The organism is Nitrosospira sp. Is2, assembly GCF_033095785.1.
Classification (GTDB): Bacteria; Pseudomonadota; Gammaproteobacteria; order Burkholderiales; family Nitrosomonadaceae; genus Nitrosospira.
In genome coordinates this window covers 419,376-445,652 of sequence record NZ_CP137134.1, presented here as the reverse complement: position 1 = coordinate 445,652, position 26,277 = coordinate 419,376, and the positions used below count along the sequence as shown (strand labels likewise).

The 26,277-nt window shown below is 58.1% G+C and carries 19 protein-coding genes; 12 read left to right on the top strand and 7 right to left on the bottom strand.

Translation table 11 applies throughout. The annotated features are described in order from the left end of the window. Nucleotides 1–180 precede the first annotated feature (180 nt). Nucleotides 181–1,773 carry a family 2A encapsulin nanocompartment cargo protein cysteine desulfurase gene (locus R5L00_RS01995; RefSeq protein WP_317653079.1) on the bottom strand — a complete coding sequence of 531 codons (1,593 nt, stop codon included), beginning with the start codon at nucleotides 1,771–1,773 and terminating at the stop codon, nucleotides 181–183. 1 nt (nucleotide 1,774) lies between these two features. Here R5L00_RS01995 and R5L00_RS01990 point away from each other — a divergent pair, with 1 nt between their 5' ends. Then, nucleotides 1,775–2,167, top strand: a complete 393-nt coding sequence (locus R5L00_RS01990; RefSeq protein ID WP_317653078.1) for a hypothetical protein — start codon at nucleotides 1,775–1,777, stop codon at nucleotides 2,165–2,167. A 372-nt stretch (nucleotides 2,168–2,539) separates the two neighbouring features. On the opposite strand, the gene R5L00_RS01985 is transcribed toward R5L00_RS01990, so the two are convergent. After that, a complete protein-coding gene (locus tag R5L00_RS01985; protein WP_107692515.1) occupies nucleotides 2,540–3,475 on the bottom strand; it encodes a family 2A encapsulin nanocompartment shell protein in 936 nt (311 codons plus the stop codon). A 667-nt stretch (nucleotides 3,476–4,142) separates the two neighbouring features. Here R5L00_RS01985 and R5L00_RS01980 point away from each other — a divergent pair. Beyond that, nucleotides 4,143–5,159: a sulfate ABC transporter substrate-binding protein gene (locus R5L00_RS01980; protein WP_317653077.1), complete on the top strand. Its 1,017-nt coding sequence runs from the start codon at nucleotides 4,143–4,145 to the stop codon at nucleotides 5,157–5,159. Between the two features lie 263 nt (nucleotides 5,160–5,422). Here the strand turns inward: R5L00_RS01980 and R5L00_RS01975 are convergent, their stop codons facing one another. Both R5L00_RS01975 and R5L00_RS01970 read right to left on the bottom strand, forming a co-directional pair. Then, complete coding sequence (locus R5L00_RS01975) at nucleotides 5,423–5,734, bottom strand: hypothetical protein (protein ID WP_317653076.1); 312 nt, start codon at nucleotides 5,732–5,734, stop codon at nucleotides 5,423–5,425. A 393-nt stretch (nucleotides 5,735–6,127) separates the two neighbouring features. Further along, nucleotides 6,128–6,592, bottom strand: coding sequence for a protein YgfX (locus R5L00_RS01970; RefSeq protein WP_317653075.1), 465 nt, complete (start codon nucleotides 6,590–6,592; stop codon nucleotides 6,128–6,130). Between the two features lie 104 nt (nucleotides 6,593–6,696). On the opposite strand from R5L00_RS01970, the gene R5L00_RS01965 reads away from it, so the two are divergent. From R5L00_RS01965 to R5L00_RS01930, 8 genes are all read left to right on the top strand, one after another. Further along, nucleotides 6,697–7,761: a folate-binding protein gene (locus R5L00_RS01965; protein WP_317653074.1), complete on the top strand. Its 1,065-nt coding sequence runs from the start codon at nucleotides 6,697–6,699 to the stop codon at nucleotides 7,759–7,761. A 308-nt stretch (nucleotides 7,762–8,069) separates the two neighbouring features. After that, nucleotides 8,070–10,835 (top strand): endo alpha-1,4 polygalactosaminidase, encoded by a 2,766-nt coding sequence (locus tag R5L00_RS01960; protein ID WP_317653072.1) that lies wholly within the window; start codon nucleotides 8,070–8,072, stop codon nucleotides 10,833–10,835. Continuing rightward, on the top strand, nucleotides 10,825–13,545 hold the full coding sequence (locus R5L00_RS01955) for a tetratricopeptide repeat protein (RefSeq protein WP_317653071.1): 2,721 nt from the start codon (nucleotides 10,825–10,827) through the stop codon (nucleotides 13,543–13,545). Before R5L00_RS01960 ends, R5L00_RS01955 begins: the two co-directional genes overlap by 11 nt. Beyond that, the gene (locus R5L00_RS01950) at nucleotides 13,542–14,843 is read left to right on the top strand and encodes a protein PelD (RefSeq protein ID WP_317653070.1); all 1,302 of its coding nucleotides are present in this window, start codon (nucleotides 13,542–13,544) and stop codon (nucleotides 14,841–14,843) included. Before R5L00_RS01955 ends, R5L00_RS01950 begins: the two co-directional genes overlap by 4 nt. Further along, nucleotides 14,843–15,988: a protein PelE gene (locus R5L00_RS01945; RefSeq protein ID WP_317653069.1), complete on the top strand. Its 1,146-nt coding sequence runs from the start codon at nucleotides 14,843–14,845 to the stop codon at nucleotides 15,986–15,988. The genes R5L00_RS01950 and R5L00_RS01945 overlap by 1 nt, the downstream gene beginning before the upstream one ends. Beyond that, nucleotides 15,985–17,631: a GT4 family glycosyltransferase PelF gene (gene pelF / locus R5L00_RS01940; protein ID WP_317653068.1), complete on the top strand. Its 1,647-nt coding sequence runs from the start codon at nucleotides 15,985–15,987 to the stop codon at nucleotides 17,629–17,631. Before R5L00_RS01945 ends, pelF begins: the two co-directional genes overlap by 4 nt. 36 nt (nucleotides 17,632–17,667) lie before the next feature. Then, nucleotides 17,668–19,038, top strand: a complete 1,371-nt coding sequence (gene pelG / locus R5L00_RS01935) for an exopolysaccharide Pel transporter PelG (RefSeq protein ID WP_107692525.1) — start codon at nucleotides 17,668–17,670, stop codon at nucleotides 19,036–19,038. A gap of 127 nt (nucleotides 19,039–19,165) precedes the next feature. After that, on the top strand, nucleotides 19,166–20,143 hold the full coding sequence (locus R5L00_RS01930) for a glutathione S-transferase family protein (RefSeq protein WP_317653067.1): 978 nt from the start codon (nucleotides 19,166–19,168) through the stop codon (nucleotides 20,141–20,143). Nucleotides 20,144–20,206: 63 nt separating this feature from the next. Here the strand turns inward: R5L00_RS01930 and R5L00_RS01925 are convergent, their stop codons facing one another. The 3 genes from R5L00_RS01925 to R5L00_RS01915 all read right to left on the bottom strand — a co-directional run bounded on the left by R5L00_RS01925 (nucleotide 20,207) and on the right by R5L00_RS01915 (nucleotide 23,841). Then, nucleotides 20,207–20,401: a hypothetical protein gene (locus R5L00_RS01925; RefSeq protein ID WP_317653066.1), complete on the bottom strand. Its 195-nt coding sequence runs from the start codon at nucleotides 20,399–20,401 to the stop codon at nucleotides 20,207–20,209. Between the two features lie 424 nt (nucleotides 20,402–20,825). Continuing rightward, nucleotides 20,826–22,358 (bottom strand): RimK family protein, encoded by a 1,533-nt coding sequence (locus tag R5L00_RS01920; RefSeq protein WP_317653065.1) that lies wholly within the window; start codon nucleotides 22,356–22,358, stop codon nucleotides 20,826–20,828. 55 nt (nucleotides 22,359–22,413) lie between these two features. After that, a complete protein-coding gene (locus R5L00_RS01915) occupies nucleotides 22,414–23,841 on the bottom strand; it encodes a PspA/IM30 family protein (RefSeq protein ID WP_107692529.1) in 1,428 nt (475 codons plus the stop codon). Nucleotides 23,842–24,168: 327 nt separating this feature from the next. Here R5L00_RS01915 and R5L00_RS01910 point away from each other — a divergent pair, with 327 nt between their 5' ends. Continuing rightward, the gene (locus R5L00_RS01910; RefSeq protein WP_317653064.1) at nucleotides 24,169–24,903 is read left to right on the top strand and encodes a c-type cytochrome; all 735 of its coding nucleotides are present in this window, start codon (nucleotides 24,169–24,171) and stop codon (nucleotides 24,901–24,903) included. Then, nucleotides 24,900–26,219 (top strand): cytochrome c, encoded by a 1,320-nt coding sequence (locus R5L00_RS01905; protein WP_317653062.1) that lies wholly within the window; start codon nucleotides 24,900–24,902, stop codon nucleotides 26,217–26,219. Before R5L00_RS01910 ends, R5L00_RS01905 begins: the two co-directional genes overlap by 4 nt. Nucleotides 26,220–26,277: the final 58 nt, after the last annotated feature.

The following is a 26,277-nucleotide window of genomic DNA, read 5'->3' as shown; positions in this document are numbered from 1 at the left end:
GAGAAAATGTCTGCGGCGCGAGGAGAGGGACAGGTCATGGGGACGACCCGTTGTCGCGCTCGGCACCGGAAGTGCCGGACCCCGAATTAGTCTTCTCCGGGGTCCGGCGGATTAACGCAGCGGTGGGCCCAGCCTCCCTGTATTTCACCCTTTTTACCTTGCTCTGCGCCCTGTGCCGCGTTAAAAAATATTACGTCCGCCGCGCAGGCGATGCAATGCCGTCACCAGAGCATCGACATCCGCGAACGTGTTGTACATTGCCAATGAAGGACGTACCGTGGTTTCCAGGCCGAAACGGCGCAGGATCGGTTGGGCGCAGTGATGTCCCGCGCGTACCGCGATTCCCGCCTCGTTCAATCCGCTGCCGACCTCTTCGGTGGTGAATCCTTTGAGTGCTAAGGACAGCACGCCTGCCTTGTCCTTAGCCGTGCCAATCAGCCGCAGCCCGGGAACAGTACTGAGGCCGCGTGTCGCGTAAGCCATCAACTCATGCTCGTAGCGGTTGATGTTGTCGATGCCGATGCGTTCCACGTACTCTAGCGCAGCACCAAGTCCCACCGCATCCGCGATATTTCCCGTCCCCGCCTCAAAACGCGCCGGCGCCTCGTGGTATTCCGTCTTCTCAAAGGTGACGTTCTGGATCATGTTGCCGCCTCCCTGCCAGGGGGGAGTGGAATTGAGCAGGTCCCTTTTACCGTACAGGGCCCCAATCCCGGTCGGACCGAATACCTTGTGGCCGGAGAAAACAAACCAGTCGCAATCGAGTTGCTGCATGTCTACGCGCATGTGCGAGACGGACTGCGCCCCATCCACCAGCACCCGGGCCCCGACTCGGTGCGCCATCTCGATCATTTCCCGGGCTGGGGTTACGGTGCCGAGTGCGTTCGAAACCTGGGAGAGCGACACGACTTTGGTACGCGAGCCGAGCAGTTTCTGATATTCATCCAGCAATATCTGGCCATCGTCGTCCACTGGCGCCACGCGAAGTTTCGCACCTACCGCGTTGCACAACTGCTGCCAGGGGACGATATTGGCGTGGTGTTCCAGCCAGGTAATGACGATTTCGTCCCCTTCCCTGACGTTTTGCCGGCCCCAGCTGTGAGCAACAAGGTTGATCGCCTCGGTCGTTCCCCTGAGAAAAACGATCTCGTCTGCCGACGGCGCGTTGAGGAAGCGGCGCACGGTTTCCCGCGCGCCCTCATACGCATCGGTGGCCCGCGCAGCGAGTTCATGCGCGGCGCGGTGGATGTTGGAGTTTTCGTGCTGGTAGAAATACGTCAGGCGATCAATGACGGACTGGGGCTTCTGCGTGGTGGCGGCATTGTCCAGCCAGATCAGCGGGCGACCGTTTACCCGTTCACCCAGGATCGGGAAGTCGCGTCGCACGGCATTGGCGTCAAACGGGGGATGCGCTCCTGTAAACCCTGGCATCGCCGATGCCCGGGCGCCACTGCCGAACGGGGTGGCACCCTCGAGAAAATAGAACGACGGCTCACCGGTGCGAGGAATGGGCAGCGCGCCCGTGCCAGCCGAGGTTCCGGAATTGCTGCCAGGAATTTCATAGGATGGAAGGACAGAAGGCACGCCAGGAAACCCTGTAAACGGGCCGGTATCGGCAAATGGAATATCAGTGCCGAACGCCGGAGGTTCCGGAAGGTTCATTGCCTGTGCGGCTGCGCCAGCATAGGGAATAGCATAATGCGATCCTCCTGCCTGCGCGGCGAATGGCGCGAAACCAGCAGGGCCTGGCCCGGCTGCGGCGGACGGTGGCACGTTGTATGGTCCCTTTGGAGCGACCGGGGAGGGAGCAGGCGTTCGCGAAAACGGCGTAGCAGAAGCGGAACGGGGCACGTGGTACGGGCCCTCGGGAGCGATTGCCGACGCTGCATGCGTTCCCGGCACAGGGGCTGCGGCAGCGGATGGCGGTACGCCGTATGGCCCCTTTGGGGCAACCGGGGAGGGTGCAGGCGCCCGCGAAAACGGCGTGACGGAAGCGGAAGGGGGTATATGGTATGGGCCCTCGGGAGCGATTGCGGACGCTGCATGCGTTCCCGGCACAGGCGCCGCAGCGGCGGAGGGCGGTACGCCGTATGGCCCCTTCGGGGCAACCGGGGAGGGTGCAGGCGTCCGCGAAAACGGCGTAGCGGAGGCGGAAGGGGGTACATGATATGGGCCTTCGGGAGCAACCGGGTGGGCCGCGGTGGCCCTGGGATGAGAGGCAGCCATATCCGAGCCGGGAACCTCGGACGGTATCCCCTCAGGTCGATGATTAACGAAAGACGGCGGAACGTGCGCCGCTGCCGCAGAATGGGGGACGTTGTATGGCGTTTCGAAGGCAGCAGGGGAAGACCAGGGGGCGGCTTCGCTTATGCCGGACGGCGACACGCTGGCATCGCCGGACGGTTTCCCCGTGACGCGCTGTCCGGGAGGCGTGGAGTATCCCGGGGGAGTCGAATAAAATTCGTTGGCAAGGCGGGTAAGCTCCGCGACGTCCGGGAGATTGCCTGGCGCTTCGTTCAATCCGCCTATCCCCAACGGATTACTTGGCGTATTCATGCTTGTAGTCATGATATTTGCCAACCTCGACATTTTCAAGTATGCCAGCGGCATCCTCCGTGAGAACCGCAAGCGAGCAATAGAGTGAAATCAGATACGACGAGATCGCCTTGTGATTGATGCCCATGAAGCGCACCGACAAACCCATGCCCTGTTCTCCCGCCAGTCCCGGCTGATACAACCCGACGACACCCTGACGGCTTTCCCCTACGCGCAGCAGCAGGATGGCGGTCTTGCCGTCGACAACATCAATCTTGTCGGTCGGAATGAGCGGGAAGCCGCGCCAGGTGAGGAACTGAGAGCCGAAAAGCGAAATGGTGGGCGGGGGGACGCCACGGCGCGTGCATTCACGCGCGAACGCCGCAATGGCGGCGGGATGTGCCAGGAAGAACGCTGGCTCTTTCCACACGCGGGCAATCAGTTCATCCATGTCGTCCGGCGTAGGCGCGCCGGTACGGGTTTTGATCTTCATGCCGTTATCTACGTTTCTGAGCAGGCCATACTCCTCGTTATTTAGAAGCTCCCGCTCCTGCCGCTCCTTGACAATTTCGATGGCAAGGCGAACCTGCTCGTGAATCTGGTTGTGCGGGCTGCTGTACAGGTCGGAAACGCGGGTGTGGATGTCCACCACCGTGTTGACCGCGCTCAGGTAGTACTCCCGCCCCCACTCCTCGTAATCCACGAAAGTCGTATTGAACTCGCGTTCTTCCTCTCTCTGTGAACAGTCCACGGTGATCTTGTTGGGGTCTTTTACCTTGTTGACCCGGTAGATACCCGCTTCAACGGGCACCCAGTGCAGCATGTGGGTAAACCAGCGCGGCGTGATGAGCCGTAACTGCGGGACGGTTTTGGTGGCGTTGGCCAGCGTTCGTGCGGCCACGTCCCCCAATGCGGAGTGTCCCTGATGAATGTCTGCCATTTCTTTTTCTCCCTGTCGAGTTAATAGTACTTACGGTTGATGATTAGCACCCGCGAGCCAAGGCTCAAAGTCGATGCTGCATTAGTTATAGCAGATTTAGATATAAGCTTATATCAATTTGTTTTGATGAGATGAGTCATTTCAAATAACCGTCTGTTTAACTAAAAAAAATTTTTTAGTGATGACGCGATATGGGGCTTCCTTTATGGCAGCGGAGGGCATGCTGGATTAGGGAACCCGGAAAATTGGATTCCGAGGCCGGTAAGCGGGTTAGTCCCCGTTACAAGTGGCTAGCCCCGGCAGCGCGACCCAAATAATTATTCAATTATGAGATTCGGTCGCATTCGACATCCTGGAAGAAGAAAAAGCGCTGGCCAATGGCCAGCGCCGCAAGTTACAACAAAGGAGAAAGATGCCACGGGGTCAAAGTTATCAGCGACTCTTTTCCGAGGGAACCAATATCATTTCATTTGCTTATCTTTTTTTTGCATAACAACGCACAATGCTCGTAGTGGGCAGATACTCTGATTCCACCCTCTTTTTTTGCCCACTGCGGCGTCAGGGTTTATTGACGGCAGTCTGATAAGCTATGCATATTTCCTTGGTTTGATTCCGGGGAGACGGATGCTAGATTTCCTCCTGATCACCTGCATCGGAGGAAAACAAAATGTCTTTTATTAAATCCCGCATAGTTCTCACTGTCGTTATATCCGTCCTCAGCCTGGGCGCGGCGTATGCGGCGTTGCAAACACTCTCTGACCGTCCCCCCGAGAGCGCTGCATCAGTGTTGTTTACAGAGTTGAATAAGGCATTCGCCACCCACTGGAGAGGCAGAACCGGCGTCGATATCAGCGTCATGCCCGCTCAGAGCAAATCGGGCAAGCCGATCCAAGCGGTGGTTGACGGTCTCGGTGTCGCGACCCTCGCGTTGTATTATGATCTGGAAAAGTTGCGCGAAAAAAACCGGTTTATTGCCCCGGTCTGGAATCCCGTCCCGCCACAACCGGCTCCCGAAGCCGCACTGCCCGCCTCGCCATATACATCGACCGTTGTATTTCTGGTGCGCAGGGGAAATCCAAAGGAGGTTCTTGACTGGGATGATCTTGTGCGACCTGGCCTGGGCGTGGTAACGCCCCATCCACGTCTTTCGGAAAGCGGCCGATGGAATTACCTGGCGGCGTGGGGATACGCCGTGAAACGATCCGGCAGCAACCGGACAGTTGCGCTTGAGTTTGTCACGAAACTGTTTAACAACGTCAAGTCACTGGCAACCGCTGACTTTATCGAACGTGATATTGGCGATGTACTGTTAGTCTGGGAAAGTGAAGCTCACGGGGTTGTCCGCGAATTCGGCAAGGGAGCGGCAGACAGGTTCGAAATCGTTACCCCCACAGTTTCCATCGTCGCCGAGCCGGCAGTCAGCGTGGTGGACGCGGTCGCTGATATGAATGGCGATCGCGACGTGGCTATCGCCTATATCGAGTATCTGTACACGACCCAGGCCCAGGACATCGTCGGCAGGAATTATTATCGCCCGAGAGACTTATGGGTGCGGATGAGGTACGCCCATCAGTTTCCAGCGCTGGAGTTGTTTACGGTCGATGAAATTGTTGGCGGATGGAAGCAGGCTGAAAAAATTCATTTTGCTCAGGATGGGATTGTCGCGCAAATTCTAGGGAACTGAGTGGTGGTTGGGCCCAGGAACGAGAGGGGCGCGGCGCTCTTGGACAGGCGTGGAAAGTGAAAGAAAGCCCTGAGGCGGTTTAAACGGAAGTATTCATGTTGCTGCGGGGTGAGCCCGCGGTCTAAGCGTTCTTGTATTCTCTTCATGCTTATTTCCGCATTGTGGGGAAATCGCGCCAGGAACCGGAATCAGCGTCCAACGCGTGAAAAATAAAAAACCCGCTGAGAGCGGGTCATTTGGTGCTTCGTACCGCTGATCCGGATTTATGTAATCCGATCGCTGCGTATCTTCCTGCCTCTACGCTTTCGCGGGGCTGCATAACCGGATAACGCCACAGCGATAAGCAGAAGCGCCCCAAGTTCAACAACCACTGTCGCTTCATGGACAGAATGCGCAGGAGTTTCCACCAACCTTTCCAAACTTTCCGCCTGTTCACTGGCTTCCCATGCCAGTACTTCGGCAGCAGAGCCGGTGGGACTGGTAAGCATGGGGTTTTCGTAGAAGGCTTTTTCGCTTTCCAGTATCAGCCCCGTGGCTAACCCAATTACAGCAATGATAATCATCGTGGTTCGCATGGACTGCTCCTTTTAAAAGATGATCACTTTCGCTCAGCCGCAGCAAGGGCTAAAAAACAAAAACCCGATAGCAGGGTGAGTGCTATCGGGCTGAGGTACTACTAACTATGGAGGGAAGTAGTTGCCACAAGCTGAATTTTACAGGTTTGATCCATGTTTTCTATTGGACCAAGGTACAACTCTCCAAGAGCCGGAGCAAAAGCTCCACCCGGTCTTGTGCCGACGGGGCATTTTACGAAACCACTAGTTGTCGAATACATCATAACCATGTCCGCGAAAGGGGTTGGCGCCATTAGGACTACTCATCCATTCGGAAGTTCACAACTATGGAAGAAACGACTGAAGAGAAGGGGTGGAAGCTGAGGATGATGCGAAGGGATAGGGGGGCCGCGGTCAATTCTGTTCTTTCCACTTCCACCGCAACAGTACCCTCAACTGCCTGAAATCCTCAGCAGCGATCGAGTCAGGCAGAATGACAACGCTGCGCGCATGAAGTTTGTGCCACCATCCGATCTTATTCAGCGGTTTCAGTTCGAGCACAGTCAGATAAGGCGCGACGAAGCTGCCGCCGAGCAGCGCGCATGCAATACGTTCGCCGCGCCGTGTTTCCAGGATGCAGGTCATGTCATCCGCAAGCGCCAGACTTGTTATCGATCCGGGGGAGTTTCGCAACGCGTAATTTCTCAAATAGATAACCAGACTGATGGCCAGCGCGGCCGTTGCGGCCAGCTTGGCGGCGACGGGCAACATGAGCGGCCACAGGAGAGAAATCGCCGCCACGTGCGCCAGGCCCAGCATTAAAGCAAGACGAAGAGATGATCCAAGACGAAGGACGAGGAGAGGAGGTAAAGAATCCATTATGGCTCCATTATCTCATTCCTGGCAATTTACGGTTTATACAATGGGATGTTGTCTTTATAATTAGCTTGTTCCCAACCAGATTACAGCCTGACACGTTCCGCATGAATCCCGACTGGCAAGCCTACCTGCAGAGTCAGCACGCGCTGATCGAGAATGGTCGAGTAGCTCATTTCAGCGATGCCGCGGCGGAGCTTTCCACCACCCAATCCGCTACGGTCGTGACTGATCTTTCGCACTTCGACTTGATTCAATTTGCGGGAGAGGACGCGCAATCCTTTTTGCAAGGCCAATTGACCTGCGACGTCAGTAAAGTGGGTTCTCCCGCAGCGGCCGTGGCAACATACGGGGGCTATTGCAACCCCAAAGGCAGGATGCTGGCGAGTTTTCTGCTGTGGCGGGATAATAGCGGCGGCTACCTCATGCAATTGCCGTCGGCATTGCGTGCCGGGATTCAGAAACGGCTGGCGATGTACGTGCTGCGCGCCAAAGTCACATTGGCGGCGGACCCCGGCGATTCGTTGGTGCGCATTGGAGTCGCCGGTAGCCACGCAGGGGCGCTCGTCCAGAGCATTCTAGGCGAAATTTCCCCCCTTCCCCTCGGCGTGAGCCAGGGCGAAAGAGGCAGTGTGATCAGCCTTTCAGAGGAACGTTTCGAGCTTATCATTGCCCATGAACATGCGGCCGCGGTCTGGCAAGGCTTGAGGAAGGGGGCGAGGCCGGTAGGCGCGGCATGCTGGGACTGGCTCGATATCAAGGCTGGCATTCCCGTGATTCTGCCGGAGACGCAGGAGCAATTCGTGCCGCAGATGGTGAATCTGGACGTCATAGGGGGAGTGAGTTTCGAGAAAGGGTGTTACCCAGGCCAGGAAATCGTCGCCCGAACCCAGTACCTGGGTAAAATCAAGCGCCGCATGTATCTTGCCGGCATCAAGGTCCAGCCGGGCAGAGCAGCGATGCCGATTAGGGCTGGTGACGAATTGTTCAGCGCCGACATGGGGGATCAGTCCAGCGGCACGGTGGTCAACGCAGCTCCTTCCCCCGGCGGGGGATACGATGTGTTGGCGGTGATACAGATAAGCAGCGCCGAGGCCAGCCAGATCCGCTGGACATCGCCGGATGGTCCCGCGCTTGAGATCATGCCTCTGCCTTACGCGGTAGACCCATGATGAAATCATGGTATTCTTGATCGCAGGCAGGTAATTCCAGTTATATCCGGCCAAGCTTCATTTTGAGCCTGGGATTTTGCAAAGGCGCCTCTGCGCTGGCGACGTGCGCCGCGGCCGGACGTACCGTTCAGAACCTGCAAGGGTGTTTCATAAGCGTTGCTTATGAGCCGAACCGCTAAGCGTTTATTAACGCTCAACCAGCATATGGCTGGCAGCGTGTCTAGCAGCGGGAAAGATGAGAAGATAGCTGTAGTATCTTCTATCCCTGTCCAATGTACAGCAATAATATACCGGTATTTAACAGCGAAATGTTTTCTTTCCGTTTCCGCGTGGGTTGGCTGTTGCTGCCATTCCTGTTTATGACGTCCGCCGTGCTTGCCGCCGAAACCGGTGGGCTGGAACAGCGCGATATCGTCTTTTATTATGGCAGTCGACCGCCGGTCGAGGATTTGCGCCATTTCGATCAGATCGTCATTCAACCCAGCCAAATCCTGCCACATGAGAAAACCGCATTGTTGAATCTGGATGCGCTCGTGTTCGCTTACGTTTCATTCGGCGAGGTGGCGCGCAATAGCGAGGATATGCCGCGCATCAAGACGAAATGGTCGATCGGCATAAACCCGGCGTGGAACAGTCTGGTGATGGATATGACCGACCCCGCTTGGCACGATTATCTGCTGGAACAGCATTTCGGCCGGCTGTGGCAGGACGGCTATCGCGCCTTTTTTCTCGATACCGTGGACAGCTACCTGATCGTAACGAGCGAAGGAAAGATCCGGGAGGAACAGGAGACAGGCCTGGTGGCGCTGCTCGCCGAGGTAAAACGGCGCTTTCCTGGTTGCAAGCTTATTCTCAATCGAGGGTTCGAAGTATTGGACCGCGCCAGCCAGTATGCTGACGGGATGGTTGCCGAATCGCTCTTTCACGGCTTCGATCCGGTTACAGGCAAGCATGCACCGACCAAGGAGGAAAACAGGGCGTGGCTCCTTAACCAGTTGAACCGCGCCCAAAATGAATTCAAGGTACCCGTTACCGTGCTTGATTATGTCGAGCCGGGCAATTGGGCGGAGGCGGAAAAAACCGCGCAGCAGATCGTCAAGCTTGGATTCATGCCCTGGGTCGCGAATGGAGATTTGACCTGGCTGGGGCAGGGCCGCTTGCGCCTGGCCTCGCGCAAGCTGCTTGCGATTATAAACGGTACGCCCGCCCAGCAAATGGACCAGGAACTGTTCAGGCATGCGGCGATGCCTTTGGAATATCTCGGGCTGGCGCTCGATTACTGGTATATCGACCAGCTCCCCCTGCCCATCGAGCCGCTCGTGGGACGTTATGCCGGAATCATCGCATGGCTGAATGGGGAGGCCCTGGATTCCAACGGACGCTATGAAAGTGTGTGCGCGCGTTTGAAGCCCGAAGTCGACGCGGGCTTGCCGGTGGTATTCGTGGGTCACCTGCCGTCTGGCGTGGCCTGCCGGGACCTGATCGATTATCAGGGCGACCTGCAACCGGCGACAGACTCGCTTGAACTCGGCGCGGTCAGCGATCGTCTCGGCCGGCCTGATAATGCGCCGGTTGTGGGTAGCGGCACGCCCGACGTTCGCGCGCGCGATAGGAACGACGCCTGGCTGACCTTGAGCGATGGCGAGAAATCCTTTCATCCGATTGCGGTAAGCGCATGGGGAGGCTATGCGCTGCATCCACATATCATCAGCGAGAGCGCATCCGGCCGACGTGACTGGTTGCTGGATCCGTTTTCCTTTTTTCAGGCAGCCCTGCGCCTGCCGGTGCAACCGGTGTTCGATATGACCACGGAAAACGGACGCCGTCTGGGTCTTATCGAAGTCAGGGGCGATCGCCTGTTCGTCAAAGATGAACAAGGCGTGGAGGCGATTGATCGGCTTCAGGCATGGATAGAAAAAAATGGCGCGCCGGTCACGCTGGGTGTTATCGAAGCGGAAGTCAACGACGAACAGCATCGCGAAAAACTGCGCCAGTTCGCGGCGATGCCGCAGGTACGATTGGCGAGTCACACCTACAGCCATCCGTTTTATTGGGGCGTGTTCGAGGGCAAGAAGGATGCCGACCAGCAGCCTTATCGGTACAGCGTATTCATGCAGGATTATGCGGCGGATATAACACGCGAAACCGGCGGGACCGTCACGTTTCTGCAATCGATTGCGCCTCAGTCGCCCACGCTGCTGATCTGGTCCGGCGATGGCAAACCCGGCCCCGCGACGCTTGCGGCGGCACAAAAGGCTGGTTTGGCTCACTACGGCGGCGGCGGATTGCGCTGGCAGAGTGGCCCTTTATCGTTGGCGGATCTTTCTCCGGCGGTACGTCCCACGGAATGGGGTCCGCAGGTGTTGACCCCCTTGACCGGAGAGCCGCTTTTCGCCCAGCTATGGTACGGGGAAGCGTTGAATTTCGGCAAAGTCAGCGACTGGAACCACCAGCTCGATCTTGGGCGGCGGCTGCGGGTGTCGTCCATATCGATCCATGCCGATGCATTTCTGCACGCGCGCGGAGCGGAACTGCTGGATCAGTTGGTTGAGCAGCAGCGGGAGGAAAATTTGCTTGGGGTTTGGGTCCACGAATATGCTCAGCGTGTGCGTGCGTTTCAAACGGCGAGCATCGCGCGCGACCTCGACGGGAACTGGCTGCTTTTTGGTGATGCCCTCAGAACGGTGCGTTTGCCCGTCTCCGAAACACCGCCAGAAATTTCCGGCGACGTCATCGGCTATTCTGATCTGCACGCGAGCCGCTATATTTTTCTGGCCCGGAACCATGCCATCCTTAAAACCGCCGGGGTCAAATCCGGCAATGGAGAGCGGGATGGCAAAGCCTCGGCGTTACGTTTGTCAGGGGCAAGCGCCCCATTGAAATCCTGGCATCTCAATTTGGACGGTTCAGCCACGCTATTGTTTGAGCCGCGAGGCCCCTTAACGCTTGAAGTGCCCGTATCGTGCGTGCTCAGCATGGATGGGCAGGCGCTAACTCCAAAATCGCAGGGGTCGAATGCGGTTTACGTCATGCCGGAAGACGGCGCATCGGGGGAATTCCGGCTTGAATGCTGAGATACGGCGGGAATCACTACTCAATGCGCCCGCCCTGATGTTCATGAGCGCGGTGGTTCTGGTCGCGTTCTGGGTATTATTTCCCCGCCAGCCGGCCTTCAGAGATCCGGCCAACCTGTCCGCAAAAGACGCTTTGTCGGTGGCCTATCTTCGGGTGCTAGTCCAGTCCGACCCGCATAACGTGCCGCTGCGCCTGTCGTTTGTTCAGCTATTGACCGAAGCGGGCATGACTGATGAAGCCGTTTCAGCTATCGGGCCGCTGCAGCGTGCTTCGGAATCGGCCCTGGCCTACGAAATCCAGTTGGCCGAGCTAAAGCTGTCGCTGCAGCGGCTTTACCAGCATCCCGGCGGAGACATCGAACAAGCGGTGAGAGCGCGTATCGCCGAGCTCATTCCCTCATTGCTGCGCATGGCGCGCAATGACAAGGAGTTAAATCAGGTCGTGGCGCTGGCGGAGCAGTTTGGTGAGCCTTCGGTACTGGCTGGAACCTTTGAGCAGTTGATCACCCTGCGAGACGAAAGCAGTGAAAAGAAAGCGCGCTGGCTGATCTCCGCCGCCAGTCAACGCATGGCCGCAGCGCAGCCCAGGTTGGCTGCGAGGAATTTGTGCGACGCGTTCTTGCTTGAGCGGTCGCGCGATGCCAAAAGGCAGGTAGCAAAATCGTGTTTGCGCGCCTATCTTCAGGCCGGACTCGATCGGGAAGCGCTCAAAGCCGCGGTACAGGTCCAGCCGGTTGCCGAGGGTGATGCCGAGCTTTTATTGCTGGCCGCGAATATTGCCGAACCGCTCGAGGATCGTGAACATGCCCTCGCCTGGCTGGAGGAATCGAGCAGGCTGTCGCCTGATGATCTGATGCTGGTGGAGCGCATCGTGCGTCTCCAGTTGTCGATGGGGCTGTTGAGCGAAAGCGTTGCCCATGCCGCGCGATTGCGGGCGTCCCTGGTGCCGGGCAGCGATCGTCACCGGTTGATCGCCCGAATATATGACTGGAACGCGCAGCCTGACGAGGCCCTGGCGTCGTGGCTTTCTTTTGTGCGCCAGCGCGCGGATCAAGAGGCGGAAGCGCGCGCCTTTGAGCTTGCCCAGGCCAAGCCCGACCACGCGGCGCTGCTACAGTTGCTTGAGGCAGTCATGATGCGTCGCACGCTGACGGCCGCGGAGGCTGATGCTTATGTCACGGCGGGCCTGAGCATTGGGCAACCCTCCCATGTGGAGGCGCAGTTGCGCCGCCATGCGGAACGATTCAACAACCCTCCCGCAACCGTCAAAGCACTTTCCGATGTGCTGGTTCTTAAAGGCGAGCCGCAGGCCGCGCTGAAGTTGCGGCAGGGGCAGCCCGACGTGGAGAATGGCGAGCAGAGAATGGCGCTGGCGCGATTATTCGAGGAAACCGGGAACGTGCAGAAGAGTTTTGACTTGCTTCTGCGGGACATTGATTCCCCCGATCCATCGTACGCCGAAGAGTATTGGCTCTTGCTGGCAAAAGTTGCCGTGCGGCTGGGGAAGGACGCTTACGCAAGCAAGGCGTACGAAAAGGTTTTAAGCTTCCGCCCCGATGACGTGGAAATACTTGAGCATCTTCAGCGCCTGGCTGCACGTCATCGCGATGATAAAAAAAGTGAACAACTCGCGCGCTACGGGTGGGATCGTTTGAAGCGCGTCGAAGATCTGCAACGGCTCATGCGTTTTTCATGGAAACGGGAGAATTGGCAGGAACTTGATCACTGGCTTGCGCTTGCCGACGAAATGCGGGCCTCTACGCCGATTGCAATGGCGCAGGCCCCTGACTACTGGTACTTTCGCGCGATGCGAAAGATGGCAAGCGGCGAGGGGGATGCAGCCCGCGAGTCATTGCGGGAGATTTTACGTTTGCGGGGTCCAGACCCCGAAGTAACGGAAGCGATGATCTGGCTGCTGCTGTCCGAAACCCAATTTGACCAAGGCTTGCTTGACGCGGTAGTTCAACCGTATCGGGGGCAACCGGCAAATTCGGCGACGGTAAGTCCGCCGCTGGTGGAAGCACTGGCGGCGGCAGAGCAAACGTTGGGCAGACCTGTTCAGGCGGCGGCCTGGTACCTGCGATCACTCGGAACGAGGCCTGCGGACTTTCTATGGACATTGACGCTAGCCGATAATATGGAATGGGCTGGCTGCTCCGCTCATGCGAACCACACCCGCTATGCGGTATTGCAAATGTTTGCCGCGCGAGATTCCGCGCAAAAGGACGTGAAATATCCCAAACGACTGGCCGAGCATATCGTTGGATTGAGAGAGGCGCGAGCGCGACGCGTAACAGGAGAGGGTGAAAAGGCGCAGCAACAGATGCAGTCTGTGCAAAAACACTGGGATTTAAGCGGCGATCTCGACAACGCCCGCTATTTTGCCTTGCAGCGCCAGCGTGAGCGTCTGACGTCTCCCGCCTGGGAGCGCTTTGCCGATGCGGTAAAGAATAGCGAAGACGTGTCGACTTCCGCGCAACTGGCGCTGGTTTCCCGTTATCTGCAGGGACAGACGGATAATTCCGCGCCTGCCGAGATGCTGCCGCTCTCAATCGAGGACATCGAGCGGGCAAACCGGTGGCTGGGGGGAAAAGCGCCGGCCAGTCAAAACTCTTTGGATGGCGAACTCGATATCTGCCGTCAGACCTTGGCGAAAATACGTGAATCCCAGAGAAAACCGGTGCCGGAGAAGGAGCCGGCAAAATTATGAAGAAACCATGGCTGGAAGGCATCGAAGTCATTGATGTCAATAAGGCTGTGCCGCCGTGGGGGGGATGGTTTGAAACGTTGCTGCTGACCGCGCTTGTGATGGCCGCGTCGTTTTTTACCCAGCAGCAGGACCCTTTCAGGCTGGAAGGCGGATTTCCCTGGCCAGTGCTCGCGCCCCTGCTGGCGGGGTTACGCTATGGGTTTGTCTATGCTTTTGTGAGCGCGCTGCTAATATTGGCAGCGCTGGGCGTGGCCATCAACCAGCAGTGGCAGGCGGCGCCCGGGTTTCCGCTGGCGTGGGCGATCGGCGTGGTTGTGGTGGGAATGGTGGCGGGGGAGTTCCGCGACATATGGGGCCGGCGTCTGCACCGTCTGGAAGGCGCCTATCAGTACCGCGCCGAACGGCTTGAGGAGTTCACCCGTAGTTATCAGCTACTGCGCTTGTCGCATGATCGCCTGGAGCAGACCGTTGCCAACAGTGGTTTTTCGCTGCGCGAAGGCATCATCCGTTTACAGTCGGGGTTGGAAACAATCGATGGGTTGACTCATGCTTCCTTCACCCGGTTGCTTGAATTCGTGGCGGAATATGCTGCGCTGACGCAGGCTTCCATCGTGGGGCTCAGTGGCGACCGGGTCGATTCCGCCAAGGTACTGGCGGGTGTCGGCGAGCGTTTCGCAATCGACGAAGGCGATCCGGTGGTAGCAGCCGCGCTTGAAAGCGGCGAGTTGGCCACGGTGAATCTGGTGAAAGAGCAGGCCGTGGATCAAAATACGTTGCTGGCTGCAATTCCACTGGCGGACTCGACCGGAGATATCCATGCGATATTGATGGTAAGGTCAATGCCGTTTTTCGCATTTCACGAAGACAATCTGAAGCTTATCGCCGTGCTCGTTGGGCATGGAGTGGATCATCTCCGTTTTGGCGCGGCTACTTCATCTAGCGGGCGGTTTATTGCCGCGTTCGAGCGCGTGTGCCAGGACCACGCCCGATTCAAGCTCGACGCGACACTCCTGAAGGTGTCTGCTGCGATAGAGGAGGGCAATAGGGAAAGCGAAACCGGCGAACTGGCGCGCGTTTATGAAAAACTGCGTTCCTCGGTTCGCGGTATCGACCTGATTTGCATCGGGCGGGATGATAAAGGCGAACTTGTGATCTGGGTCCTGCTGCCGCTCACGGATATCGCCGGTGCCAAAGCATGGATGCAGCGCGAAGGGGGCGTTCTCGCGACTTTAACAAGCGAGTTGCTTGCGATCGGCGAAGTTGATCCCCAAGCCATCCGGCGTCTGGAGCCGCGCTGATGTATCGCCAGCCAATGCTGGTGGGAGTTACGGCCGAGGTGCTTGCCGGTGTGTTGCTCTGGTTGAGCGCGGGAGACGGGGCGGCAACTGGGATGGCAAAGTGGGCAATATTGGGAGCGATCGCGTTCCATGCGATTTCGTCCTATTTCCTTGCATGGGGTTTCTGGCAATTGTTGCCGCGCCGCTACAAGCTGCCAGCACGGAGACCCTTGGGGTTTCTTTTCGTGCTGCTATTGATTTTACCCGTAGCGGGCGCACTGGGCGTGCTGTGGAGTGTCGTCAGCGCCTTGAAACAGCCTCGCGGGCGGGCTTTCCAGGGCGCTCGGATTATTCGCTTGCCCGAATTGCCGTTTTCGCCGCCGGTCATCTATGAAGCCCCGCCCTACAGCCAAGGGGCCCTGCGTCAGATTGTGCATTTTGCCGCGCGGCCATTGAAGCGCTTGAAAGCGGTAATGGCCACGCGCCATATGCCCCCCCGGGACGCGATGGCGGTATGGTCGAAAGCAACGCGCGATCCGGTCGATGACGTACGTTTGCTCGCTTATGCCATGCTGGACAACAGCGAGAAAAAGCTGGCCGATCGTATCCTTGTCCTGACCGAAGCGCTGCCGGATTTACCTGTGCGCAGGCGGAATGCCAGCCACAAGACCATTGCCGCATTATGCTGGGAGCTGGTTTATCACCGGCTGGTGCAGGGCGCGGTCCGGCAACACTGGCTGGCAACTGCGCGACGTCATATCGAGTTTGCGCTCATGTCACCCGATCATGTAACAGGCAAGGTGTCTGGGCATGGGGCTGGCCATGGGTCTCGCCCTGCGTCCACTACGCTGGCTGTTGCCGCATTACCCAGCTCAGAGAGTCGGGAGATACCTGAATCGCCCGCTGCTGCGGAGGCTGCGGATGCGGACAGCTGGATGCTGTATGGACGCATTTTGCTGGAAGCAAATGATCTTGCACAGGCGAAAAAAGCGTTTGCCCGCGCGCAAGGCGACGGGATGGGGGAGCAGAAAGTCGCGCCCTGGCTGGCCGAGATCGCGTTTCATGAGCGGAAGTTCGCCGATGTGAGACGCCACTTATCCGCCGGGGGCCGCCGGGGTGAAAAGGGGCGCGATCTCGCGCTCGTCACAGCCTGGTGGAACAGATGAACAGAGTAATTGAAACGGAAGCCGGTGACCAGTCACCAGGACCGGCGGGGAAACCGGCAGAAAAACTGGCAACTGGACCGATTGTGGCACCCGTAGCCGACATCGCGCTGTTGCTGGAAGGCACTTATCCTTATGTACGGGGCGGGGTATCGTCCTGGGTCCATCAGATCATCAGCGCCTTGCCGGAGATCAGGTTCGCCGTCGTTTTTATTGGCAGCGATCCGTCCATGTACGGCCCGGTACAGTATCAATACCCCGCCAACGTCACGCATGTCGAAACGCATTATCTGCTCCGCCAGGACAGGCATGGCAAGCCCGGTGCGCGCGCCGGCAATCGCCGCGCGTTTGCGCAGATGGACAGTTTGCATGAGTACTTGCGTCGGGGCGGGGAAATCCCCGGCAAGGAAATGATGGACGCATTTACCCGGCTGGGCTCCGCAAACGGCATCAGCCAGGAAGATTTTCTCTATAGCCGGGCTTCCTGGGAGTACATTACGGAGCAGTATCGGCAGCGCTGCACCGAGCCATCCTTTGTCGACTATTTCTGGGCCGTCCGCGCCATGCATGCCCCGCTGTTCGTGTTGGCGCGCATTGCCGCCGGGCTCCCGCCCGTGCGGGCAGTGCATGCCATTTCCACCGGTTACGCCGGATTGCTGGGTTCGATGATACGGCTGCGGCGCGAGATCCCATTCGTTCTCACCGAGCATGGCATTTATACGAAAGAACGAAAAATCGATCTGGCGCAGGCGACGTGGCTGCACGATCACAACGACGACGTCTGCAATACCTTGCATGATGAAATGGGGTATATACGAGGCCTCTGGATCAGGTTCTACGAGCAGATCGGCCGCATGGCGTACGGCCAGGCATCACCCATTGTCAGCTTGTATGAAGGCAACCGGCAGCGTCAGATTGCGGATGGGGCGGCGCCCGAAAGAACCCGCGTCATCACCAACGGTATCAGCCTGGAGCGCTATCGCGCCGCCCTGGAGAGGCGGCCGGAGACGGTGCCGCCCGTACTGGGACTGGTCGGCCGGGTCGTGCCGATCAAGGACATCAAGACATTCATCAGAACCTTGCGAATACTGGTCAATCGGCGGCCCGACATACAGGGGTGGATAGTCGGCCCCGAAGACGAAGATCAGCTGTACGTGACCGAATGCAAGGAGCTTGCGACCAGCCTGGGCTTGAATGACAACGTCAAGTTCCTGGGCTTTCAGAACGTGCTGGATATTCTGCCGCAACTTGGCCTGATGGTGCTGACTTCGATCAGCGAGGCACTGCCATTGGTGGTGCTTGAAGCGTTTGCCAGCGGCTTGCCTTGTCTGGCCACGGATGTCGGTTCCTGCCGGGAGTTGATAGAAGGCCGCAGTGAGGAGGATCGGGCGCTCGGCGCAGCGGGCAGCGTGGTCCCAATTGCCGACCCGCAAGGAACCGCCGAAGCGGCGCTTGAACTGCTCAACGACGCCGGGCGCTGGCGGCAGGCGCAGCAGGCAGGGCTTGCGCGGGTGGCGCGTTACTACGACGACAAGCTTATGTTTTCTTCCTACCGGAATCTTTATATGGAAACGCTCGCCCCGGGGTCTTCGGGGACATCGGGGTTTTCAGAGAACGCCGGGTGCACGGTTACACACCCGGTTTAAGTACTCGGCGGTTCAAGTACACGGTTAAGGGCGTATATGGCGGGTATCGGTTTCGAAATACGCAAGATTCTGGAACGCGACAGTTACTGGTCGGTAATACGCGCGTATGGCTATGCCGGAATGGTCAGCGGCGGTCCCTGGGTGCTCTCTATCCTCAGCATCATGATGATCGGGGTCCTTGCGGTCACGCTCGGCGTGGGCCAGCGCGAGGTCAACGCTTTCCAGATTTGCGTCACCTACCTCATGGCGGCGTCGCTGATCTGGACCGGCGGCATGCAACTGATGTTCACGCGTTTTGTCGCCGATCGTACTTATGCGGATGACAAGGCCGAGGTATTACCCAACCTGTTTGGCGTCCTGATGTTTACGATGGCAGGCGGCTTCGCTTTGGCTGCACCTTTCATTTTCTGGTTTTTCACCGGCCCGTTTATTCAGCAGCTATTGCTGCTGTGCAATTTTGTCGTTTTGAGCGGCATGTGGATCGGTCTTATATTTTTATCCGGGATGAAAGCCTATCGGCGGATCGTCTGGACATTGGCTAAAGGCTACCTGCTCGGTATCGCCGTCGGGCTCGCCGCTTCGCAGTGGAAATTGAACGGCCTGCTGCTGGGCGTACTGGTCGGGCACAGCTACCTGCTGTTTTCGTTTTTGCACCACATCGTGCGCGAATACCCCGGCAATGGCTTGCTCAAATTCGACTTTCTGGACCGCAAGCGCAGTTTTTACAGTTTGTTCGCAGTCGGGACCCTTTATTACCTGGCGGTCTGGGTCGATAAATTCATCTTCTGGTTCGTGCCATATACTTCCGAGGCGGTGATCGGCCCGCTGCGGGCGTCAATTATCTATGACCTTCCCATCTTTCTGGCCTACCTGTTTATTCTGCCCGGCATGGCCGTGTTTCTGGTAACGATGGAAGCGGATTTCGCCGAACAACACGACCGCTTTTACCGGGCAGTGCGCGAAGGCGACACCCTGATGCATATCGAACACCGACGTGATCGAATGGTTTACGCGGCGCGCCAGGGAATCTACGAAATTTTCAAGGTGCAGGGATTGACGGTAGTACTGTGCCTGTTATGGGGCAGGGACCTGCTCCACGCTGTCGGCATCTCTCCGCTATATATCCATTTGTTCTACATCGACGTGGTCGCGGTCAGCGTGCAGGTACTGCTGATGGCGATACTCAACGTGCTGTTTTATCTCGATGCCCGACGCGAAGTATTGATCATCACGGGATGCTTTTTCCTGACCAACCTCCTGTTTACCTTCGCCACCTTGCACCTTGGCGCGGAGTCTTTCGGCTATGGATTCGCCGCATCGGTGACGGTATCAGCCTTTCTTGGCCTGTTCATCCTGTCGCACAAGTTCAACCGGCTCGAATATGAAACCTTCATGCTGCAGAATTAGGCTGGTCGTCAGAGACCCTTTCTGCTTTCCGCCGTGCCATGTTGGCTAATGCTTTTGGTTAATCCTTTACTCTATCCATGAGTTACACTGATACACGCCAGCTCTGCAAGAAACGGGGAGGATCAACATGGGCTTGCTGATCGAGGGCAAGTGGGTGGATGAGTGGTACGATACCTCCGCCACGGGTGGCAGGTTTGTGCGCACCGATGCGCAATTTCGCAACTGGATCACGGCTGATGGAAGCGCGGGACCCACTGGCGAAGCGGGGTTTCGGGCCGAGGCAGGACGCTATCACCTGTACGTTTCGCTGGCTTGCCCCTGGGCGCATCGTACGCTGATTTTTCGCGTTCTCAAGGGGCTTGAGCGGATGATCGGCGTGTCGGTCGTCAGTCCCTACATGGGCGAAAACGGCTGGACGTTCGAGGAAGCGCCCGGCGTGATACCTGATCCCATCCATCACGCCCGCAATCTGTATGAAATCTACTGCCGAGCCAAGCCGGACTATAGCGGAAGGGTTACGGTACCGGTGCTGTGGGACCGGCAGCGAGACACGATTGTCAACAATGAGTCATCGGAAATCATTCGCATGCTGAATTCCGCCTTTGACGGCATCGGCGCCCTGCCGGGAGATTATGCCCCGGAGGCGCTACTCCCACAAATCGATGAGATCAACGCGCGGATCTATGATGCTGTGAATAATGGGGTCTACAAGGCTGGCTTTGCCACCAGTCAGCGCGTTTACGAACTCGCCGTCACCGCTTTATTCGATTGCCTGGACGAGCTCGAGCAGCGGCTATCCCGCCAGCGCTATTTACTCGGCGAGCGCATCACCGAGGCGGACTGGCGGCTGTTCACCACCCTGATTCGTTTCGATTCGGTTTACTGCGGGCACTTCAAGTGCAATCTGAGGCGGCTGGTCGATTACCCCAACCTTTGGGGCTTCACGCGCGAGCTGTACCAGTGGCCCGGCGTCGCGGCGACGGTCGACTTCGGCCACATCAAGGAGCACTACTACCGCAGTCATCCCACCATTAATCCCAACGGCATCGTGCCGGCCGGGCCGATCCTCGATCTGGACCGGCCGCACGAACGTGACGCGATTTAATACGTATACTTGTTTACTGATCGTGTGCCACGGGACCGGAATCATCCACCCGACTCGTCGAGCCTATTTCTGCCCCGCCCACATCGCGCCCCAGGCACCGCCTCCGCCGCCCCAGTTTTCGACATCGGCCGAGCGGACCAGCAGTTTACTGTAGACAGGAAAAAGCATCCTCGATCCGGTTTTTTGCATGACTGTGTCCACGCAGTCAGCAAGAAAATAGAGCAGGTGTGAACCACCAAAACCAAGCATTTTACGCATTTCAATTCCTCAGGATTCCGGGTAACCCCGTCATGGCAGGTTTGGGATAATCGCCCGTGCAGCTTCGCTGCTGCGGGGCAGCGCTCGTGCGCCATGTCCCTGACACTGCTTATGCATAAGACGTGCCTGAATTGCATGGTGAATCCGGGATTTTAAAAATTTTCCTGAAAATCAGCTGGATATGCAGGGTTTTTTCCGACTGTTGCAAATCCTCGGGGGCGGAATTGTAAATATTTTCGTCACCGGTTACGTTGTACATGGATGCATGCAGATCGTCCGAGCTATGCGTTTTGACCGCTGCACGGCTCTGTGCTGGGGCCGCGACGCTCCACTTTTCGCACGTAACCTCACATCACTTGACAGCAGGGCAAGCGAGGCGCTGCCATGCCGAGCCGAGCGATGCTCACCGCCGCTATTGTTGAACTTACCGCGCATGGTTTTGTTTGCGCGCTTCGATCCGCTTTAGGAAAACACTCATCACCTCGCGGTAAAGCGCATCCTTAATCACGCCGTCTTCGTTACCCGCGTCCACATTCGGGTTATCGTTGACTTCGATGACATAACAGCGTTTACCCACCTGCTTGACGTCCACGCCGTATAAGCTCTCTCCGATAAGATTAGCGCACTTGAGCGCGATCCTGACCACTTCTTTTGGCGCCTCGTCCACGGGCACGGCCTGGGTAGGTCCTTCGCTCAGCTTGCGCCGCTCCGAGTCGCGTCTTACGACCTGCCAATGGCCGGAGGGGAAAAAATATTTGGCGACAAATAGGACGCGCCGGTCGAGAATGCCGACCCGCCAGTCGAACTCGGTAGGCAGCCATTCCTGGGCTATAATCAACGCCGATTTTGTCAGCAGCTCGCTTACCAGGGGCATCAGTTCGGCTTCCGTTTCGACCTTTACTACCCCCCGGGAGAATGCGCTATCGGGTTGCTTCAGTACGCAGGGCAGACCGAGTTCAGGCACGATCTCGGCAATGTTGTCCCGGTGCACGAGCAGCGTTTTGGGGGTTTCGATACCGTGCTGCGCAAACAGTTCCGCCAGATAAACCTTATTGCTGCACTTGAGGATGGAGTCTGGCGCGTCGATCACGACCAACCCCTCTGCGACTGCCCGCCGGGAAAAGCGGTAAGTGTAGTGGTTGACGAAGGTTGTGTCGCGAATGAACAGGGCGTCGAATTGAGGCAGGCGGCTGATGTCGCTGCGACCGATGAATTCCACTCGCATGCTCAGTTCCTCAGCTGCGCTCTTGAATTTTTCCAGCGCCTTTGCGTTCGACGGCGGTTCGGGGTCGTCCGGATCGTAAAGAATGGCGAGATCGAAGCGAGGGGCCCGTTTCTTTGACCATCGCATGCGTCCCGTGAAATATTCCCTGGCGGCGCCTGTCACGAACTCATGATGCCCCGGTGGCAGGTCGCTTGCGCCGATGGCTCGCACGCTGCGCAGACTCCACTGATTGTTATGGCGCTGGAAACGCGCCGACAGCATGGGTACCTGGAGTAGCGCAAACAGCTCTCGGCTGAGCGGATGATAGAGGTCGCCGGTGTCGCGACCAAAATAGATGCCCAGTTCGAACTCATCCGTCGTCAGCGGTGCGAGAAGACGCTGGATCAGGCTGCTCAGGTCCTCGGTAAGGTGGCGCACAAGGGCTTGGTTGTGCAAGTCCTCGATCGCGCCCACGGTCGGCAGCGGCTTATGCCCGCGGGCCTCGGCAAGTAACGAAACATAATAACCTGAGCTTTGGTAGCGGTAGGATTTGCATAAATTGAACAGCTTGACGGAGCGGCTCATGCCCTGCCCAGCCTTGTGAGCCGCGCGGGAACGCCCGACGGTGCGCGTCGCGGGCGGATCAGGGTGAAAGCCTGAACCGTTCAGATAGCTCCGTGCGGCGATGATCTTCGCCTCCGGAATCTCCAGAGCCCAATCGTCGGGTTCGTCCACCACAATAAGAATATTCATGGAATAACATCATACGGTCGCGGACCGCGTTTCTTAAGCCCTGATCAGGCGCAATCTACGAGCGTTCAGGACTGGGCGCGCTTTTGCGGGTTTCGCCCGGCGGAGTACCTGCGCTGCGGAGGTTGACAAACTTGCTGAGGGTATCAAACCAGAAGGGGGCGCCCATCGATATCGCAAGTATCGAAATCAGCAGGCCGAATACCTTGTAAAACGCCCATCCTGCAAAATCGAGGGAAAATTCCGGAAACTGGAAGTATCTCGGGTCCTTGGGGTCAAGCGACCACCCTACGGGAAGTTGAAGAGACTGCGTTTGCTGAAGAATGTACTGGATGGTCGTATTGTCGCGTTTGGCGCTGGAATCAGGTTCGGGGGAGCTGGGTTCCGCGCCGCCGGGAGGCGGCACTGTTTTTACCGCCTCCTGCGCAGCTGCGACGAGCGATGCACGCAGCGCATCGTTGGTTGAAAGCTGCTGAACGAGCATCACGGTATCGGCATTTGAAACCAGGACGAGCAATGTCGCCAGGATGAGAAGCACCCGTTGTGTCCAACGTTTGTACCAACCGCCGACCCTGTCCATGGCATCATTGAACCAGTCTTCCAGGTTGCGGCGGAAGGCCTCCGCCTGATGTTCAACCTCCGCGACTTCGCGCCGGGTCTTATCCACGAGAACGAGCAAGGTCTCTTTGGTGTGCCCTTCAGGCATGCGCTTGAGGGCCGCTTCAATATTGCCCAGCGGATCGGGATATTGCGCGGCAAAGCTGCGACCCAGGGCAAGGGCCTGCTTCAACGTGTTTCCGGCGAGGAGGAGGAGGCGAAGCTCTTTCGGATTTTTCGCCGACGCGACCGCGGCGCGGCGGGCATCGAGCATCCCGATCGTGGCGCGGATTTTTTCCGAGGTATTTCGCGCCTCCAAAGCGCGCCTGGCGAGGTCCGAATCGCCCGGGTTGGCATTGGTCGCTTGCACGGCCTGCTCATACGCCGCCTTGGCCTTGTCCCCAATTGCTTCAAGCGCGGCCCGGGCGCGTTCCTGCGCGCCTTTTGCCGCCTCCACCGCTTCAGCAAGCTGAGGATTGCCGGGTTCGCCTTTTGCGGCGCGCAAGGCTTCCTCGTATGCATCGTCGGCGCTTTCGGCAGCGGCCAGCAGGTCCCCGTATTCGGCCGAAATAATGCCGCGTGTGCCGAGAATATCGAGCAGCGCGAGCGAGAAGTTTGCCGATGACATGTATGACGGAAGCCTGGTCGGCTTGCTGGGGTTCGCCGCATTCTGTGAAATGCCGCCTACCAGCCCGTGGTTGTATACCTGCTGCGCCAACCCCGTGAAAGTAGGGTCGTTAAGGAGGTTCTTGATCCCCTCAAAGAGGTTCTTTCCCCGTTTTTGGATCAGGGAGGCGATTCCTTCATTCAGCGCCGTACACATGAGACTGAGCAGCAAGTACACGAAAATCAGGGCAATTGCCGCCTCCAGTATGCTTGAACCGAACATTTGGCCCTCCATGCTCTCGAAGCGATCACGCATCCACGTGACGTGAAATGGACGTGGAATTCAGCAACGCAGAATTCAGTCTAGCAGAATGGCGCTTGCGTATTGCCGCCTCGACGGGAAAATACCTCCGCCGGTGGAGCGCAACGTTGGCGAATAGCGAATATTAAAGTACAGTACGGCAGGCACGGCGGGGGAGGGGATGCGGGACGTAGCCCGGACTTCGTGCACGTTCGATCGTGCACAGGCCCCTGCGGACTGATGGAAAAGCGGTTGCAACTTTGCCGGCGCGGCCACAGTCTCATCAGTGCAGATCAAATGATAGAGGCCATGAAGCGACTTCTGCTTTTAGTGTTGACATTTATTGCTCTGGCGTTTAACGGCGGGGCAGTGGCGACGACTACGCCCCCGACCCCCCATGTGGTTCCAGATTCGATGGCAGAGCGCATGAAGCCGTGCACCATCTGCCACGGCACGGAAGACAGAGTAGGGCGGGACGGCTATTACCCGCGTATCGCAGGCAAGCCGAAGGGCTACCTGTTCAATCAGTTGCGCAATTTCCGCGATGGCCGCCGTTATTACCCGCCCATGGCTTTGCTCCTGGCCAACGCATCGGACCAGTACCTGCTAGAGATGGCCGGCTATTTTGCCTCGCTGAAGCAGCCCTATCCACCACCGGAACGTGTCGTCCTGCCCCCTGCCGAAACGAGACGGGCCGAGAAACTCATCCTTCAGGGGGACCCTGCGCGGAAGATACCGGCGTGCGTTGAATGCCACGGCAAGCAGTTGATGGGCACCGCCCCCTTTATTCCGGGCCTGCTGGGTTTGCCCCGCGTTTACATGATTGCCCAGCTTGGTGCGTGGAAAAATGGGGGATTGATGCGGGGACAGACTCCGGATTGCATGTCGGAGGTCGCGAAACAGCTCACCAATGAGGAAATCAACGCCGTTGCGGCGTGGCTGGCGTCTCACCCTGTTGATGGAAGCATGGAGGCGGCTGAATCGTTGCCCGTTGAGATGGCGAAACGGTGCCGCAGCATCGTACTCGGAGGCGCCCCGCAATGAAACCTAGCCTTGGCGTGGCGGTGCTTGCCTGCGCGGCGGGTATTGGGTTGGCAGGATTGGCAGGGGCGGCCGCAGTGAAGGGGCCGGCTGAGGCGGCGCCGGTGGTAAAGGTAAAGGACGCGAAGACCGGAAAGGCGTTGCTGGCCGAACAACGCCGGGCGCGCGGCGCCTATCTCGCCCGGGCGGCAAATTGCATGGCGTGCCATACCGCGCAGGGGGGACGTCCCTATGCTGGCGGACGTAGCCTGTCCACGCCCTTCGGCACGTTTATTACGCCTAATATCACCCCGGACAAGGCTACCGGAATCGGGCACTGGAACGACGACGATTTCTGGAAAGCGATGCACGAGGGAAAGTCGCGCGATGGCCGCCCATTGTATCCGGCGTTTCCATATACCGAATACACCAAGGTTACGCGTGAGGACTCCGACGCCATTTTTGCTCACCTTCAGGCGCTTGCGCCTGTTGCGCAGAAAAACCCGCCGAGCCGGATCAACTTCCCCTATGACTTCCAGCCGTTGCTAAGCCTCTGGCGCATGATCTATTTCAAGCCGGGTATTTTTCAGCCCGAGCCCGACAAAAATGCCGAGTGGAACCGTGGCGCGTATCTGGTGCAGGGACTCGGTCATTGCAGCGCGTGCCATGCGGAGCGGGACCCGCTGGGGGGCATACGGGAAACCGTGGGAGGCGAAGCGACGGGCGGCGGACAAATCATGGGAACGAACTGGTACGCGCCATCACTGAATGCGCGCAGCGAGGCGAGCATAGCCTCATGGCCGGTAGAGGAAATCACCCGGTTGCTTACCACGGGCGTTTCGGAACGCGCAACCACCTCGGGTCCAATGGCGGAAGTAGTCGGTCAGAGCCTACAACACCTGAGCAAGATGGACGCGCGGGCGATGGCGGTATACCTCAAATCATTAGCCGAGAGTAATCCGCGCGCGCAAGCGGTGGCTCCAGCGCGCACCGAGCAGGTCGAAGCCTGGTTCCAGCAAGGCGCCAGAATTTACAAGAAACATTGCGAGGATTGCCATGGCACGTCCGGAGAAGGCGCGCCGGGAATTTATCCACCCCTTGCAGGCAACCGCGGAGTGACCATGACTCCTCCTATCAATGCAATCCGTAGCGTTCTGAATGGGGGCTATCCGCCGTCCACCACTGGCAATCCGCGACCTTACGGAATGCCTCCCTACGCCCAGATCCTGAGCGACGGGGAAGTCGCGATGGTATTGTCCTATATCCGCAATGCATGGGGTAACCGCGCCGGCCTGGTTACGACACCGCAAGTCGACAAAAGTCGCGAAGGCATGCACTGACAAGGAAGAGTCTTCTCCGGTCTGATGGAGTAAGGCGGCATCTGCGGGAATCGTCGCT